Raw genomic sequence first — 15,928 nt, 5'->3', positions numbered from 1 at the left:
CATCGCGCCTTTTTCTTCCACTGTCGGTTCATAACAAAACGGGAGCCTGCCCCATGGCTGAAATCCTTTCGCTGCACGACGCGGTGAAGCAATTCGTAAATGACGGCGATACCGTCGCGCTCGAAGGCTTCACTCACCTGATCCCTACGGCGGCGGGTCACGAAATCATTCGCCAGGGCAAGAAAGACCTGACCCTGGTGCGGATGACGCCTGACCTGATCTACGATCAGTTGATCGGCGCCGGTTGTGCCCGCAAGCTGATTTTCTCCTGGGGCGGCAACCCGGGTGTCGGTTCGCTGCACCGTCTGCGTGACGCCGTCGAGAAACAGTGGCCGCACGCCCTGGAAATCGAAGAACACAGCCACGCCGACCTGGCCAATGCCTACGTCGCTGGCGCTTCCGGCCTACCGTTCGCGGTGCTGCGTGCCTACGCCGGCTCCGACCTGCCGAAGGTCAACCCGCTGATCAAAACCGTCACCTGCCCATTCACCGGTGAAGTATTGGCGGCCGTGCCTTCGGTGCGCCCGGATATCACCGTGATTCACGCGCAGAAGGCTGACCGCAAAGGCAACGTACTGTTGTGGGGCATTCTCGGCGTGCAGAAAGAAGCCGCACTGGCCGCCAAGCGTTGCATCGTTACCGTCGAGGAGATCGTCGGCGACCTCAATGCACCGATGAACTCTTGTGTTCTGCCGACCTGGGCCTTGAGCGCGGTCTGCCACGTCCCTGGCGGTGCGCATCCGTCCTACGCTCACGGTTACAACGAGCGCGATAACCGTTTCTACCAGGCCTGGGACCCGATTGCCCGCGACCGTGAAACCTTCACCGCGTGGATCAACGAGTACATCCACGGCTGCGCTGACTTCAGCGAGTTCCAGGCCAAGCTGGCCGCTGCTTCGGGGGCCAAGTAATGACTTACACCACCAATGAAATGATGACCGTCGCCGCTGCCCGCCGTCTGAAAAACGGTTCGGTGTGTTTCGTCGGCATTGGCCTGCCGTCGAAAGCCGCCAACCTGGCGCGTCTGACTTCCTCGCCGGATGTAGTCCTTATCTATGAATCGGGTCCGATCGGTGCCAAGCCGAGCGTACTGCCGCTGTCGATCGGTGACGGTGAGTTGGCGGAAACCGCTGACACCGTCGTCCCGACCGGTGAGATTTTTCGCTATTGGTTGCAGGGCGGGCGCATCGACGTCGGTTTCCTCGGTGCCGCGCAAGTCGACCGCTTCGGCAACATCAATACCACTGTGGTGGGCGATTACTTCGCACCGAAAGTACGCCTGCCGGGTGCCGGTGGCGCACCGGAGATCGCCGGTTCCGCCAAGAGCGTACTGATCATCCTCAAGCAGTCGGCGCGTTCCTTTGTCGACAAACTCGACTTCATCACTTCGGTCGGCCACGGCGAGGGCGGTGACTCACGCAAGCGTCTCGGTCTGCCGGGCGCAGGCCCGGTCGGCATCATCACTGACCTGTGCATCATGGAACCGGAGGCCGACACCCATGAATTCGTGGTCACCGCGCTGCACCCAGGCGTGACGCGTGAACAAGTGGTCGCCGCAACCGGTTGGGCGATTCGCTTCGCCGACCATGTTGAAAACACTGCCGAGCCGACCGAGGTCGAACTGAAAGCGCTCAGGGATCTGGAAGCCCGCACTGCCGCGGCCCACGGCCAAGCACCCGGAGAAGCCTGATGCGCGACGTTTATATCTGCGACGCGATCCGCACCCCCATCGGCCGTTTCGGCGGTGGCCTGTCGGCGGTTCGCGCCGACGACCTGGCCGCCGTACCGATCAAGGCGTTGATGGAGCGCAACCCGTCGGTGGACTGGAACGCAGTGGACGAGGTGTTCCTCGGTTGCGCCAACCAGGCCGGCGAAGACAACCGCAACGTGGCGCGCATGGCGTTGTTGCTGGCGGGCCTGCCGGAAACCATTCCGGGCGTGACCCTCAATCGCCTCTGCGCCTCGGGTATGGACGCCATCGGCACCGCGTTTCGGGCGATCGCCAGTGGCGAGATGGAGCTGGCGATTGCCGGCGGCGTCGAGTCGATGTCCCGCGCACCGTTTGTGATGGGCAAGGCTGATGCCGCGTTCTCGCGCAACATGAAGCTGGAAGACACTACCATCGGCTGGCGTTTCATCAACCCGTTGATGAAAGCCCAATACGGCGTGGATGCGATGCCGCAGACCGCCGACAACGTGGCTGACGATTACGAAATTTCCCGCGAGGATCAGGACGCTTTCGCGCTGCGCAGTCAGCAGCGGACAGCCGCCGCGCAAGCCGCAGGATTTTTCGCCGAAGAAATCGTTGAAGTGCGCATTGCCCACAAGAAGGGTGAAAGTGTCGTCAGCCAGGATGAGCATCCTCGCGCCGACACCACGCTGGAAACCCTGGCCAAACTGAAACCGGTCAATGGTCCCGACAAAACCGTCACCGCCGGCAATGCTTCCGGTGTGAACGACGGTGCGGCCGCATTGATTCTGGCCTCCGGCGACGCCGTGAAAAAGCACGGTCTGACCGCCCGGGCCAAAGTACTGGGCATGTCCAGTGCCGGTGTCTCACCCCGGGTGATGGGCATTGGCCCGGTGCCGGCGGTGCGCAAACTGACTGAACGTCTCGGCCTGGCCGTCAGCGATTTCGACGTGATCGAACTTAACGAAGCATTCGCCAGCCAAGGGTTAGCGGTGCTGCGTGAACTCGGCTTGGCGGACGACGCGGCCCAGGTCAACCCGAACGGTGGTGCCATTGCCTTGGGCCATCCGTTGGGCATGAGCGGCGCGCGCCTGGTGCTGACCGCGCTGCATCAACTGGAAAAGACCGGTGGCAAGAAAGGTCTGGCGACCATGTGCGTGGGTGTCGGTCAGGGTCTGGCCTTGGCGATCGAACGCGTCTGACGCGCAGCGTGACTAATAAGAACTGAGGAATGCTTCATGACTGACAAGCCTGGTTACCGCCGCCCGCAAGAGGGCACCCAGCCGGACTACCTGCACCCGGCCTATCAATCCACCAACCGTCGCTCGCCGTCCAAGCCGTTGGTGTTTTTGCCCCATTCGCTGTCGGAAATTACCGGTCCGACCATCGGCGCCGAGCGTGTGCACGAGAAGGACAACGACCTGACCGCCCAGCACAAGGGTGAGCCACTGGGGGAGCGCATCATCATTCACGGCCGCGTGCTGGATGAAGATGGTTTGCCGGTGCCGGGCATTCTGGTGGAGATCTGGCAGGCCAACGCCGCCGGTCGCTACAACCATGACCGTGACCTGCACGATGCGCCGCTGGACCCGAATTTCACCGGCACTGGCCGCACCGTGACCGACGCCGAGGGCTGGTACCAGTTCCAGACCATCAAGCCCGGCGCCTATCCGTGGGGCAACCACCACAACGCGTGGCGCCCGGCGCACATCCATTTCTCACTGTTCGGGCCGAGCATTCTGACGCGCCTGGTCACGCAGATGTATTTCCCGGGCGACCCGTTGCTGGCCTATGACCCGATCTACAACTGCGTACCGGATACCAGCGCCAAAGAACGTTTGATCGCCAGTTTCGATCTGGAAAAAACCATCCCTTCCTATGCCCTCGGTTATCGCTGGGACATCGTCTTGCGCGGCCGCGAAGCCACGCCGATGGAGAAATAAGATGACGCTGAACGCGACCACATCCCACACCGTCGGGCCGTATTACCACATCGGTTTGACCTGGCTGAACCGCGAAGACCTGACCGTCGAACAAACTCTGGGCGAGCGCGTGGCGATCACCGGGCAAGTCATCGATGGCAACGGCGACGTCGTCAACGACGCGATGCTGGAAGTCTGGCAAGCCAACGCCGCCGGCAAGTATGACCACCCCGAAGACGATCAGGACAAACCCCTGGACCCGAACTTCGAAGGGTTTGGCCGGGTGCCGGTAGATGCCGAAGGGCGCTTTCGTTTCACCACGATCAAGCCGGGCACGGTGGAAGGCTTGAAAGGCACGACTCAGGCGCCGCATCTGGTGGTGCTGGTGTTTGCTCGCGGGTTGGTGAAGCACTTGCTGACCCGGATTTACTTTGATGGCGAACCGGCCAATGTCGCGGATCCGCTGTTGGAGTGTGTTCCGGCCGAGCGCCGCAGCACATTGCTGGCGAAGCAGGATGCATCGGGTGTTTACCAGTGGGATGTGATCCTGCAGGGCACCGATGCCGAGACAGTGTTCTTCGATTACTGATTGATCACAGCTCAACCCTGTGGGAGCGAGCTTGCTCGCGATAGCGGTACATCAGTGCCATCTATGTTGAATGACACACCGCCATCGCGAGCAAGCTCGCTCCCACAGGGGGTATGTGTTGCTGATTTATCTGTGGAACGGGACTGTTGCAAAGTGTGTCTAGACACTCACAGTCCCCATTGAGTGAAAAACAATGACAACTAACACCGCTACTACAGCGCACTACACCGGTGAAGAGCGCAGCAAAAGGATCTTTGCGATTGTTGGCGCCTCATCCGGCAACCTCGTCGAATGGTTCGACTTCTACGTCTACGCCTTCTGTGCGATCTATTTCGCCCCTGCCTTTTTTCCGTCCGATAACCCCACTGTGCAGCTTGTGAATACGGCTGGCGTATTCGCCGCCGGGTTCCTGATGCGGCCCATCGGCGGCTGGATCTTCGGCCGTGTCGCGGACAAGCACGGGCGCAAAAATTCGATGTTGATCTCGATTCTGATGATGTGCTTCGGTTCGTTGCTCATCGCCTGCCTGCCGACCTACAAGGACATTGGTGTCTGGGCGCCGATCATGCTGTTGTTCGCCCGCTTGATCCAGGGCCTGTCAGTGGGCGGTGAGTACGGCACCACTGCGACCTACATGAGTGAAGTGGCCCTCAAAGGACAGCGCGGTTTCTTCGCCTCGTTCCAGTACGTGACGCTGATTGGCGGGCAGTTGTTGGCGGTGTCGCTGGTGGTGGTCCTGCAACAGTTCCTCACTGAGGATGATTTGCGTGCCTATGGCTGGCGGATCCCGTTTGTCGTCGGTGCGTTGGCGGCGTTGATCTCGCTGTTCCTGCGTCGTTCGCTCAAGGAAACCACCAGCAAGGAAATGCGCGAAAACAAGGACGCCGGCAGCATCCGTGCACTGTTCCGCGACCACAAAACTGCGTTCATTACCGTGCTCGGTTACACCGCCGGTGGCTCGCTGATTTTCTACACCTTCACCACGTACATGCAGAAGTACCTGGTGAACACCGCCGGCATGCACGCCAAGACCGCCAGCTACATCATGACCGGCGCACTGTTCCTTTATATGTGCATGCAGCCGCTGTTCGGCATGCTCGCGGACAAGATCGGCCGACGTAACTCGATGCTGTGGTTCGGCGCTCTGGGGACGTTGTTCACCGTGCCGATCCTGCTGAGCCTGAAAAGCGTCAGCAGTCCGTTCCTGGCCTTCGTGCTGATAACCGTGGCGCTGGCGATCGTCAGTTTTTACACCTCCATCAGCGGTCTGGTAAAAGCCGAAATGTTCCCGCCGGAAGTGCGCGCATTAGGCGTCGGCCTGGCTTATGCGGTGGCGAATGCAATCTTCGGTGGTTCGGCGGAATATGTGGCTCTGAGCCTCAAGGCCGTGGGCATGGAAAACGCCTTCTACTGGTACGTGACGGTGATGATGGCGGTGGCGTTCCTGTTCAGCCTGCGCTTGCCGAAACAGGCGAAGTACTTGCACCACGACCTTTGATCTTTACCCGTGGGCCTGACCGGCCCACGCCTCCAGGGACTTTTTATGAACGAGCGACCGGGCAATCAATTGTTCGATGCCTATTTCACTGCCCGCGACATGCGTGAGGTGTTCTGCGATCAGGGTCGGGTTCAAGCGATGCTTGATTTTGAAGCGGCGCTGGCCCGGGCCGAGGCGCGAGTCGGGCTGATTCCGCAAACGGCTGTCGCGCCGATTGAAGCGGCCTGTCAGGCCGGGCATTACGACTTCGCTGCTCTCGGCGAGGCGATTGCCATGGCCGGCAATTCGGCAATTCCGTTGGTCAAGGCGCTGGGTAAACAGATCGCGGCCAACCATCCCGAAGCCGAGCGCTATGTGCATCTTGGCGCGACCAGCCAGGACGTGATGGACACCGGTCTGGTGTTGCAACTGCGTGGTGCGCTGGAGCTGATCGAAAGCGATCTGGCGCAACTGGGCGAAACGCTGGCGACCCTGGCGTTGCGCTACGTCGCCACACCGCTGGCCGGGCGCACCTGGTTGCAGCACGCGACACCCGTCACCCTCGGCATGAAAATCGCCGGTTGGCTGGGCGCTGTCACTCGCAGCCGTCAACGACTGCAACAACTCAAACCTCGACTGCTGGTGCTGCAATTCGGCGGCGCCTCCGGAACCCTCGCGGCCCTCGGCGAGCAGGCGATGCCGATTGCCCAAGCGCTGGCTGAGGAATTGAAACTGACACTGCCGGATCAACCTTGGCACACCCAGCGAGATCGCTTGGTGGAGTTCGGCTCGGTACTGGGATTGATCGCCGGCAGCCTCGGCAAACTGGGCCGTGACATCAGTCTGTTGATGCAGACCGAAGCCGCTGAAGTGTTCGAACCTTCCGCGCCGGGCAAGGGCGGTTCTTCGACCATGCCGCACAAACGCAACCCGGTGGGCGCGGCGGTGTTGATCGGTGCTGCGACGCGCGTTCCGGGTTTGCTCTCGACCCTGTTCAGCGCCATGCCTCAAGAACATGAACGCAGCCTGGGTCTGTGGCATGCCGAGTGGGAAACCCTGCCGGAGATTTGCTGCCTGGTGTCTGGCAGCCTGAAACAAGCGTTGCTGGTGGCGGCTGGATTGGAAGTGGACGCCGAGCGCATGACCCGCAACCTCGATCTGACCCAAGGCCTGGTGCTCGCCGAAGCGGTGAGCATCGTCCTCGCTCAACGAGTGGGGCGCGACACTGCGCACCATTTGCTGGAGCAATGCTGCAAGCGCGCAGTGGCTGAACAACGTCATCTGCGAGCGGTGCTCGGCGACGAGCCGCAAGTGACTGCCGAACTCTCGCCTGCTGAACTCGATCATCTGCTGGACCCCGCCCATTACCTCGGTCAGGCCCATACCTGGGTCGAGCGAGCGGTGGCTGAACATATTGCGTTGACTGCCTGAAGGAGATTGCTGTGGCTTTCGTACAACTCGCCGAGGGCGAACTGCATTACCAACTTGATGGCCCGGCGGATGCGCCGGTGCTGGTGCTGTCCAACTCGCTGGGCACTGATCTGCATATGTGGGACGCGCAGATTGCGGCGTTCACTGAGCATTTCCGGGTGCTGCGTTTTGACACCCGAGGTCATGGCAAATCGCTGGTCACGCCGGGGCCGTACAGCATCGAACAACTGGGTCATGACGTGTTGGCGCTGCTGGATGCGTTGCACATCGAACGCGCGCATTTCTGCGGTCTGTCCATGGGCGGGCTGATTGGCCAGTGGCTGGGGATCAATGCTGGTGATCGCCTCAGCAAACTGGTGGTGTGCAATACCGCGGCGAAAATCGGTGATCCGTCGGTGTGGAACCCGCGCATTGAAACCGTGCTGCGTGACGGCCCGGCCGCCATGGTCGCGCTGCGTGATGCGTCGATTGCGCGCTGGTTCACCGCGGATTTTGCTGAAGCCAATCCTGCTGCCGCGAAAAAAATTACTGACATGCTGGCCGCCACCTCGCCTGAAGGGTATGCCGCGAACTGTGCCGCCGTGCGCGATGCCGATTTCCGCGATCAGCTGTCCTCGATCAAGGTGCCGCTGCTGGTCATCGCCGGCACCGAAGACGCGGTCACGCCGCCGTCCGGCGGGCACTTCATTCAGGAACACGTGCAGGGCGCCGAGTACGCCGAGTTCTACGCCGCGCACTTGTCCAACGTCCAGGCCGGTGCTGGGTTCAGTGACCGGGTAGTGACGTTTTTGTCAGCTCATTAAGGGGATTGTTGTGGACGAGAAACAACGTTACGACGAAGGCCTGAAAGTCCGTCGCGCGGTACTCGGCGACGCCCATGTCGACCGCAGCCTGAACGCGCTGACCGAGTTCAACTCGGAGTTTCAGGAGATGATCACCCGTCACGCCTGGGGCGACATCTGGACCCGTCCAGGGCTGCCACGCCATACCCGCAGCCTGATCACGATTGCCATGCTGATCGGCATGAACCGCAACGAAGAACTCAAACTGCACCTGCGCGCCGCCGCCAACAACGGCGTGACCCGCGGCGAGATCAAGGAAGTGATCATGCAGAGCGCGATCTACTGCGGCATTCCGGCAGCGAACGCGACGTTCCACCTGGCGGAATCGGTGTGGGATGAGCTTGGGGTTGAATCGCGGGAGTGATCTTCGGGATTTTCGGTGTCTGAGCTGACGCCATCGCGAGCAAGCTCGCTCCCACAGTGATCCGGTTTGAACGCAAATCTTGTGTTCACAGAAAATCCCTGTGGGAGCGAGCTTGCTCGCGATGGCGATAGTGGCCTTGATACTTCATTCGCCCGAACGTATTCAAACCGTGGCCACAATGAAGACCCGCTTGAACGGAAACAACGTGTGCCCGTCGCTCTCCGGCGGGTAATGCGCATGCACGCGCATCAGGTAGTGGTAAATGAACCGCGCCTGTTCATCATCTTTCAGTCCCTGCATCACCGGCCTTAGCGCCGAGACTTTGACCCAGTCATAGATCGGCGACTTGCCGTCGACAACCTGTAACTGTTCGGTCTCCCAGATATCCAGTGTCCGGGTGATCGGCGAGAGCAACCGGTAGTAATTTTCCAAAGACAACAGCGGCCGTGCAGCCATGGCCTCGCGCAACTGCGGGGTGCCGAGTGGTTTGCCACCGGGGCCCGCCTCTTCAAGGGTGTCGAGCATCAGTTGATACCACAGCGCATCTCGCCAGTCGGGCATGTGCGCCGCCAGGCATCCCCCCGGATTGAGGAGCTTGAGCAAGCGTGGCAGTAGCTGTTCGTGGTCGTTGATGAAGTGCAGTACGGCGGCGGCGAATAGCAGATCGGCGGGTTGCTCAGGTTGCCAACTCTTCAGGTCGCACTGTTTCCAGAGCGCCTTGATCGGCAAACATCGGGCTTCCTGGAGCATCTGTTCGGAGCTGTCGACGCCCATCAGGCGTGCACGGGGCCAGCGCTTGGCCAAGAGTTGAGTCGCAATGCCGGTGCCGCAACCCAGGTCGTAAATGCGCTTGGGTTGTTTGAGGTCCATGCGATCAAGCAGCTCGTTCACCGGTCGTTGTCGAAGACGCGAGAATTGTTGGTATGCCTTGGCGTCCCAGTCGGTAGCGGCGGGTGCGGATTTGAGTCGAGCGATCATGAGGTGGTCCTCTGGTGATCAGTGGTGTCTTCCGATGACAGCCTGGCTCAAGTCTTGGGGACCAACATCAACAGATAACGGAAGTTGGGGAGGGCTGAATCGCCTGAGTCCTGTCAGGTTTTTTCACTGTAAGTGAAGCTCGACAAAGCGCCAGCCAGCCTGACGGGCGGCGCAGATCCAGTGTGGGAGCGAGCCGGCTCCGGGCGGCGTTCCGACGAAAGCGGTCTGTCAGTCACACCTGTGCTGGATGTGCCGCCGTCTTCGTCGGAACGCCGCCCGGAGCCGGCTCGCTCCCACATTTGATGTGATGTTTAAAGCAAGCTGATCGGATAGCTGACGATCAACCGGTTCTCATCGAACTCGTTGTTGCTGAAGTCACGGCGAATGGTCGAGTTGCGCCATTTGACGTTGAGGTCTTTGAGCGCGCCGCTCTGCACGGTGTAGCCCAGTTCGCTTTCGCGGCCCCATTCCTTGCCGTCGGTGATGGTGCCGGTGTGGACGTTGTCGCCGCTGATGTAGCGGTTCATCAGGGTCAGGCCGGGAATGCCGAGGGCGACGAAGTTGTAGTCATGTCGTACCTGCCAGGATTTTTCTTTCGCATTGTCATAACTGGCGTTGTAACTGTCGTTGGCCAGGGTGCCGCCGCTGGTGCCGTTGACCCGCATCCAGGCGTTGTCGCCGGTGAGTTTTTGCAGGCCGACATAGAAGGTGTTGCCGCCGTATTTGGCCGAGAACAGGCCCGACCACGTCTTGTTGTCCAACTCGCCGGCCCGGGCGCCGCCGTCATCCTTGCCGTAGAAGAAACCGAGGTTCGCACCCAGGGTCCAGTCGCCGATGGGCTGGCTGTGGATCAGATTCACGTACTGCTGGCTGTAGATGTCCTTGAGTTCGGCGTTCCACAAACCGATCTGGGTGCGCTTCTCGTTAAAGGCGTATTCGCCGCCCTGAAAGTTGAAGCGGTCGGAGGTGAACGCTGGTTTTCCGGTCATCGAAATGTCGTTCATGCTGCTGTCGTCGCGCGGACTGTTGGCGCGGAACTGACCGCCGTAGAGCGTCAGGCCGTCGATTTCCTTCGAGGTGATCTGGCCGCCACGGAACGTTTGCGGCAGGGAACGACCGTCGTCCGAACGCAGGATCGGCAGCACCGGCATCCATTCGCCGACCTTCACTTCGGTCTGCGACAGCTTGGCCTTGAACGCCACGTTGGTGCGCCCGAAGTTGTCCGCCGGGCGCCCGTCGTGATCCAGCGGCAGCAACTGCGTTCCGCCAGTGCCTTTACCGCCGTCGAGTTTTACCGAGTACAACCCCAGCACATCCATACCGAACCCGACGGTGCCCTGAGTGAACCCGGACTTGGCGTCGAGGATGAAGCTTTGCGTCCACTCTTCTGCCTTGCCCTGGGCTTTGGTCGGGTTGGTGAAGTTGCGGTTGATGTAGAAGTTGCGCAGGTTCAGGTTGACCTTGGCACCTTCGACAAAGCCCGACTCCTCGGCTATAGCGGGCAACGCGGTGGCGGCCAGTGTTGCGGCGATGAGGCTGGGAAACACGTACTGCGCGGTGGAAGGCTTCATGTGCTCGGGTCTCTCTAATTTTTAGGTGTGAAACAGGGCGCTGCCGCAACCTGGGGTCGCAGACAAAAATTTGAAATCAGGACGAAAACGAACGGGATCAGCCGGACAGGGCAGGGCGCGGGGGCATGGTGTCGAACCTGTTGTTATTGGTCTTGTGCGACGAATGGTGCGGGGGATGGGCGGGATGGTTCAATCGGGGAAAGTGGGTTTTGGGCGATTATCGAACATAAGATTGTCTGGGGATTTGTGTTGTCTGTTCCTGCCTCATCGCGAGCAAGCTCGCTCCCACAGGGGATCTAGGGTGAACACAATATTGATGACCAGCAGAGATCAACTGTGGGAGCGAGCTTGCTCGCGATGGCGTCAGAGCTGACAACACAACTTTTCCCGCAGACAACAAAAAGCCCACCAACCGGTGGGCTTCTTGTTTTACAGCGCTATCAGAACAACTTCAGCTTCGGCGCTTCTTCTTTCAACGGCTCGTTCTTCGCCGTCTGCTCGTTCCAGCCACCGCCCAGTGCCTTGTACAGATTGACGGCACTGACCAGTTGCGCCAAACGGTCGGTGATCAGTACCTGTTCAGCACTGAACAGCTGACGCTGGGCATCGAGGAAGGTCAGGTTACTGTCGACACCAATGCGATAACGACGCTCGGCCAGACGGTAGTAGTCCTGGTTCGCGGTGACGAAATCACGCTGGGCCTGCAACTGATCGGTGTAGGTCTGGCGGGCGGCCAAGCCGTCGGCGACTTCCTGGAAGGCCGTTTGAATGGACTTCTCGTAGTTCGCGACGCCGATGTCTTTCTGGATTTTTGAATAATCCAGGCTGGCGCGCAGGCTGCCGGCGTTGAAGATCGGCAGGTTGATCTGCGGCTGGAACAGCCAGGTGCCCGAGCCGCCCTTGAACAGACCGGACAGGTCCGGGCTGAGGGTCCCGGCATTGGCCGTCAGGCTGATGCTCGGGAAGAACGCCGCCCGTGCAGCGCCGATGTTGGCGTTGGCCGCTTTCAGGTCGTATTCGGCCTGGAGGATGTCCGGACGACGTTGCAGCAAGTCCGATGGCAGACCGGCCGGCACTTCGCTCAGCAGATCGTCAGCCAATGGCTTGGCCGCTTGCAGATTGGCCGGGACGCCAGTGCCGAGCAGCAACACCAGGCTGTTTTCATCCTGGGCGACTTGACGGGTGTACTTGGCCATTTGCGCGCGGGCGTTTTCCACCGAGGTACGCGACTGGGCCAGGTCCAGGGCCGAGGCGACACCCACTTCGTTGCTGCGGGCGGTGAGCTTGTAGCTCTCCTCGAACGCACCCAGGGTGTCCTGGGTCAGTTTCAGCAGTTCCTTGTCGGCCTGCCAGGTCAGATAGGCGTTGGCCACACTGGCCACCAGGCTGATCTGGGTGCTGCGGCGCGCTTCTTCAGTGGCGAAGTACTTCTGCAGCGCTTCTTCGCTCAGGCTGCGAACCCGACCGAACAGGTCGAGTTCATAGGCGCTGATGCCGACCGTGGCCGAGTAGGAACTGGTGATGCCCGCTTCGCCGGTTTGCGAGGCCCGAGCCGGGACCCGCTGACGGCTGCCGGTGCCGTTGGCCGACACGGCCGGGAACAGATCGGCACGCTGGATGCGGTATTGAGCCGCAAAGGCGTCGATGTTCAACGCCGCGACACGCAGATCACGGTTGTTTTCCAGGGCGACCTGGATCAGCTGTTGCAGCGCCGGGTCATGGAAAAACTGCTTCCAGCCCTGTTCGGCGGCAGCCTGGGCAGGCGCCTGGGCCGACGAATACGCCGGACCTTGCGGGTACTGGCCCGCCACCGGTGCTTCAGGCTGCTGATAATCGGGAATCAGCGAGCAGCCGCCGAGCACGAAAGCGGCAACAGCCAGGGAGAGTAGCGACTTGCTCATTAGCCAGCCTCTTTAGAAGGTTCAATAGCGTCGTCCTGGTCAGCGGTTTTGCGCTGCCCCATGGCCGACACGGTGACGAAAAACAGTGGGACCCAGAAGATCGCCAGGATCGTGGCCGTGAGCATACCGCCAATCACCCCGGTACCGATCGCATGTTGGCTACCCGAACCTGCACCCGTGGAAATTGCCAGTGGTACCACACCGAGGACGAAAGCGAGCGACGTCATGATGATCGGTCGCAAACGCATCCGGCAGGCTTCGACTGCGGCATCGCGCAGGCTACGCCCTTGTTCATGCAGTTCCTTGGCAAATTCGACAATCAAAATGGCGTTTTTTGCCGCCAGACCAATGGTCGTCAACAGGCCCACCTGGAAATATACGTCATTGGACAGGCCGCGCAGGCTGGTTGCCATCAGCGCACCGATGATCCCCAGCGGTACCACCAACATCACCGCGATCGGGATCGACCAGCTTTCGTACAGCGCCGCCAGACACAGGAACACCATCAGCAGCGACAGGGCGTACAACGCTGGCGCTTGCGAGCCGGACAACCGTTCCTCGTATGACAGACCGGTCCAGGAAATACCGACACCGGCCGGCAGCTTCTTGGCCAGGGCTTCGACTTCGGCCATGGCTTCACCTGTGGAATAACCGGGCGCCGGAGCACCGAGGATTTCCATTGCTTCGACGCCGTTGTAACGCGACAGCTTCGGTGCACCGTAAATCCACTCACCCTTGGCGAACGCCGAGAACGGAACCATGGTGCCGGCGCTGTTGCGCACATACCATTTCTTCACGTCTTCAGGACTCATGCGCGCGCCTGGCTCGCCTTGCACGTACACCTTCTTCACCCGACCGCGGTCGATGAAGTCGTTGACGTAACTACTGCCCAAGGCAATCGACAGGGTGTTGTTGATGTCGGTGAGGGTGATGCCCAGGGCACTGGCTTTCTCGTCATCGATTTCCAGCTGGTATTGCGGTTCGTCGTTCAGGCCGTTGGGACGCACTTGCGACAGAATCTTGCTTTGCGCCGCCATACCGAGGAACTGGTTACGCGCTTCCATCAGCTTGTCGTGACCGATACCGGCGCGGTCTTGCAGGAACACGTCGAAACCGGTGGCGTTACCCAGTTCCAGTACCGCCGGCGGTGCGAAAGCAAACACCATGGCGTCACGGAAGGTGAAGAAGTGCTGCTGGGCTCGGGCCGCGAGTTTGAACACGCTGTTTTCGGCGTTACGTTCGTCCCACGGTTTGAGCATGATGAACGCCATACCTGAGCTCTGGCCACGGCCGGCGAAGTTGAAGCCGGTCACGGTAAACACCGAGGCCACCGCGTCGCCTTCACCACCGTCCTTGCTCGGACGCAGCAGGAATTCACGCATTTCGTCCACGACCACTTGCGTGCGCTGGGCACTGGAACCGGCCGGGGTTTGCACCTGGGCAAACAATACGCCCTGGTCTTCTTCTGGCAGGAACGCGGTTGGGATGCGGGTGAACAGCCAGATCATGCCGACCAGGATGATGAGGTAGGCCAGCAAGTACGGGGCCTTGTTCGCGAGCATGTTGCCCACGCCACGCTCGTAGCTTTTGACGCCACGGTCGAAATTGCGGTTGAACCAGCCGAAGAAGCCGCGTTTCGGCGTGCCGTGCTCGCCTTTCGGAATCGCCTTGAGCATGGTCGCGCAAAGCGCCGGGGTGAAGATCAGCGCGACCAGTACCGACAGGGCCATGGCCGAGACGATGGTGATCGAGAACTGCTTGTAGATCACACCGGTGGAACCGCTGAAGAACGCCATCGGCAGCAGTACCGCTGACAGCACCAGGGCGATACCGACCAGTGCTCCCTGGATCTGCCCCATGGATTTCTTGGTGGCCTCCTTGGGTGACAGGCCTTCTTCGCTCATGACCCGTTCGACGTTTTCCACCACGACGATGGCGTCGTCCACCAGCAAGCCGATGGCCAGCACCATGCCGAACATGGTCAGGGTGTTGATGCTGAAACCGAACGCCGCGAGGATCCCGAAGGTACCCAGCAATACCACTGGCACGGTCATCGTGGTGATGACGGTGGCGCGGAAGTTTTGCAGGAACAGGAACATCACCAGGAACACCAGCACGATCGCTTCGACCAGGGTTTCCACCACACCCTTGATCGACTCGGTCACCACCGGCGTGGTGTCGTACGGGAACACCACTTCCATCCCTTGCGGGAAGAACGGCTTGAGGGTTTCGATGGTTTTGCGCAGGGCTTTTGCAGTGTCGAGGGCGTTGGCACCGTTGGCCAGTTTCACCGCCAGACCGGAGGCCGGGCTGCCGTTGAACTGGGCGCTGATCGAGTAGTTTTCACCGCCCAGACCGACATCCGCCACGTCGCCGACACGCACTTGCGAGCCGTCCTTGTTGACCTTGAGCAGGATCGCCTTGAACTGCTCGGCGGTCTGCAGGCGGGTCTTGCCGATGATCGTCGCGTTCAGCTGTTGGCCGGCGACAGCAGGCAAACCACCGAGTTGACCGGATGACACCTGGACGTTCTGCGCGGCGATGGCGGTTTTCACGTCCACCGGGGTCAGGTTGAAGTTGTTCAACTTGGCCGGGTCGAGCCAAATCCGCATCGCGTATTGCGCACCGAAGACCTGGAAGTCACCGACACCGGCGGTCCGCGAGATCGGATCCTGCATGTTCGACACGATGTAGTTGGACAAGTCGTCCTTGGTCATGCTGCCGTCGCGCGACACCACGCCGATCACCATCAGGAAGTTTTTCACTGCCTTGGTCACGCGGATACCTTGTTGCTGCACTTCTTGCGGCAGCAGCGGGGTGGCCAGGTTCAGCTTGTTCTGGACCTGAACCTGCGCGGTATCGGAGTTGGTGCCCTGCTCGAAGGTCGCGGTAATGGTCATGCTGCCGTCGGAGTTACTTTCCGAGGAGACATAACGCAGGTTATCGATACCGTTGAGTTGTTGCTCGATCACCTGCACCACGGTGTCCTGCACGGTTTGTGCGGACGCGCCCGGGTAGGTCACCTGGATTGCAATGGCCGGAGGCGCAATGCTCGGGTATTGGTTGATCGGGAGTTTGAGGATCGATAGTGCCCCGACCAGCATGATTACCAGGGCAATTACCCAGGCAAAAATCGGACGGTCGATAAAAAATTTCGACATGA

Annotated in this window: 13 protein-coding genes; 9 read left to right on the top strand and 4 right to left on the bottom strand. The window is 60.5% G+C overall.

The window, feature by feature from the left end; genetic code table 11:
* The first annotated feature begins 53 nt into the window (after window positions 1-53).
* The 9 genes from ACA056_RS22335 to pcaC all read left to right on the top strand — a co-directional run bounded on the left by ACA056_RS22335 (window position 54) and on the right by pcaC (window position 8,315).
* Window positions 54-911 (top strand): CoA transferase subunit A, encoded by an 858-nt coding sequence (locus tag ACA056_RS22335; RefSeq protein ID WP_497267844.1) that lies wholly within the window; start codon window positions 54-56, stop codon window positions 909-911.
* A complete protein-coding gene (locus tag ACA056_RS22330) occupies window positions 911-1,690 on the top strand; it encodes a CoA-transferase subunit beta (protein WP_497267842.1) in 780 nt (259 codons plus the stop codon). The genes ACA056_RS22335 and ACA056_RS22330 overlap by 1 nt, the downstream gene beginning before the upstream one ends.
* Window positions 1,687-2,892: a 3-oxoadipyl-CoA thiolase gene (gene pcaF / locus ACA056_RS22325; protein ID WP_497273584.1), complete on the top strand. Its 1,206-nt coding sequence runs from the start codon at window positions 1,687-1,689 to the stop codon at window positions 2,890-2,892. The genes ACA056_RS22330 and pcaF overlap by 4 nt, the downstream gene beginning before the upstream one ends.
* Before the next feature lie 36 nt (window positions 2,893-2,928).
* Window positions 2,929-3,633 carry a protocatechuate 3,4-dioxygenase subunit beta gene (gene pcaH, locus ACA056_RS22320; protein WP_497267840.1) on the top strand — a complete coding sequence of 235 codons (705 nt, stop codon included), beginning with the start codon at window positions 2,929-2,931 and terminating at the stop codon, window positions 3,631-3,633.
* 1 nt (window position 3,634) lies between these two features.
* Entirely contained in the window at window positions 3,635-4,201 is a 567-nt protein-coding gene (pcaG, locus tag ACA056_RS22315) for a protocatechuate 3,4-dioxygenase subunit alpha (RefSeq protein ID WP_497267838.1), read from the top strand.
* A gap of 193 nt (window positions 4,202-4,394) precedes the next feature.
* Entirely contained in the window at window positions 4,395-5,699 is a 1,305-nt protein-coding gene (locus ACA056_RS22310) for an MFS family transporter (RefSeq protein ID WP_497267836.1), read from the top strand.
* 45 nt (window positions 5,700-5,744) lie between these two features.
* Window positions 5,745-7,109, top strand: a complete 1,365-nt coding sequence (locus tag ACA056_RS22305) for a 3-carboxy-cis,cis-muconate cycloisomerase (protein WP_497267834.1) — start codon at window positions 5,745-5,747, stop codon at window positions 7,107-7,109.
* Between the two features lie 11 nt (window positions 7,110-7,120).
* Window positions 7,121-7,912 carry a 3-oxoadipate enol-lactonase gene (gene pcaD, locus ACA056_RS22300; protein WP_497267832.1) on the top strand — a complete coding sequence of 264 codons (792 nt, stop codon included), beginning with the start codon at window positions 7,121-7,123 and terminating at the stop codon, window positions 7,910-7,912.
* Between the two features lie 10 nt (window positions 7,913-7,922).
* Window positions 7,923-8,315 carry a 4-carboxymuconolactone decarboxylase gene (pcaC, locus tag ACA056_RS22295; protein ID WP_008147336.1) on the top strand — a complete coding sequence of 131 codons (393 nt, stop codon included), beginning with the start codon at window positions 7,923-7,925 and terminating at the stop codon, window positions 8,313-8,315.
* Between the two features lie 162 nt (window positions 8,316-8,477).
* Here pcaC and ACA056_RS22290 read toward each other — a convergent pair whose 3' ends face one another.
* The 4 genes from ACA056_RS22290 to emhB all read right to left on the bottom strand — a co-directional run bounded on the left by ACA056_RS22290 (window position 8,478) and on the right by emhB (window position 15,926).
* Window positions 8,478-9,293 (bottom strand): methyltransferase domain-containing protein, encoded by an 816-nt coding sequence (locus tag ACA056_RS22290; RefSeq protein WP_497267830.1) that lies wholly within the window; start codon window positions 9,291-9,293, stop codon window positions 8,478-8,480.
* 311 nt (window positions 9,294-9,604) lie between these two features.
* Window positions 9,605-10,864: an OprD family porin gene (locus ACA056_RS22285; RefSeq protein WP_497267828.1), complete on the bottom strand. Its 1,260-nt coding sequence runs from the start codon at window positions 10,862-10,864 to the stop codon at window positions 9,605-9,607.
* A 440-nt stretch (window positions 10,865-11,304) separates the two neighbouring features.
* Window positions 11,305-12,765, bottom strand: coding sequence for an efflux RND transporter outer membrane subunit EmhC (emhC, locus tag ACA056_RS22280; RefSeq protein WP_497267826.1), 1,461 nt, complete (start codon window positions 12,763-12,765; stop codon window positions 11,305-11,307).
* Window positions 12,765-15,926, bottom strand: coding sequence for an efflux RND transporter permease subunit EmhB (gene emhB / locus ACA056_RS22275; protein ID WP_497267824.1), 3,162 nt, complete (start codon window positions 15,924-15,926; stop codon window positions 12,765-12,767). Before emhB ends, emhC begins: the two co-directional genes overlap by 1 nt.
* Window positions 15,927-15,928: the final 2 nt, after the last annotated feature.

The organism is Pseudomonas sp. LBUM1666 (assembly GCF_059695775.1).
Note: the sequence above shows the minus strand (reverse complement) of the source record. Positions and strands in the feature narration are given on the sequence as shown.

Bases quoted from the DNA above. Each gene is read 5' to 3' on its own strand.
- pcaG (WP_497267838.1), top strand. From the start codon at position 3,635: ATGACGCTGAACGCGACCACATCCCACACCGTCGGGCCGTATTACCAC.
- emhB (WP_497267824.1), bottom strand. From the start codon at position 15,926: ATGTCGAAATTTTTTATCGACCGTCCGATTTTTGCCTGGGTAATTGCC.
- ACA056_RS22310 (WP_497267836.1), top strand. From the start codon at position 4,395: ATGACAACTAACACCGCTACTACAGCGCACTACACCGGTGAAGAGCGC.
- ACA056_RS22305 (WP_497267834.1), top strand. From the start codon at position 5,745: ATGAACGAGCGACCGGGCAATCAATTGTTCGATGCCTATTTCACTGCC.
- ACA056_RS22335 (WP_497267844.1), top strand. From the start codon at position 54: ATGGCTGAAATCCTTTCGCTGCACGACGCGGTGAAGCAATTCGTAAAT.
- pcaH (WP_497267840.1), top strand. From the start codon at position 2,929: ATGACTGACAAGCCTGGTTACCGCCGCCCGCAAGAGGGCACCCAGCCG.
- ACA056_RS22330 (WP_497267842.1), top strand. From the start codon at position 911: ATGACTTACACCACCAATGAAATGATGACCGTCGCCGCTGCCCGCCGT.
- emhC (WP_497267826.1), bottom strand. From the start codon at position 12,765: ATGAGCAAGTCGCTACTCTCCCTGGCTGTTGCCGCTTTCGTGCTCGGC.
- ACA056_RS22285 (WP_497267828.1), bottom strand. From the start codon at position 10,864: ATGAAGCCTTCCACCGCGCAGTACGTGTTTCCCAGCCTCATCGCCGCA.
- ACA056_RS22290 (WP_497267830.1), bottom strand. From the start codon at position 9,293: ATGATCGCTCGACTCAAATCCGCACCCGCCGCTACCGACTGGGACGCC.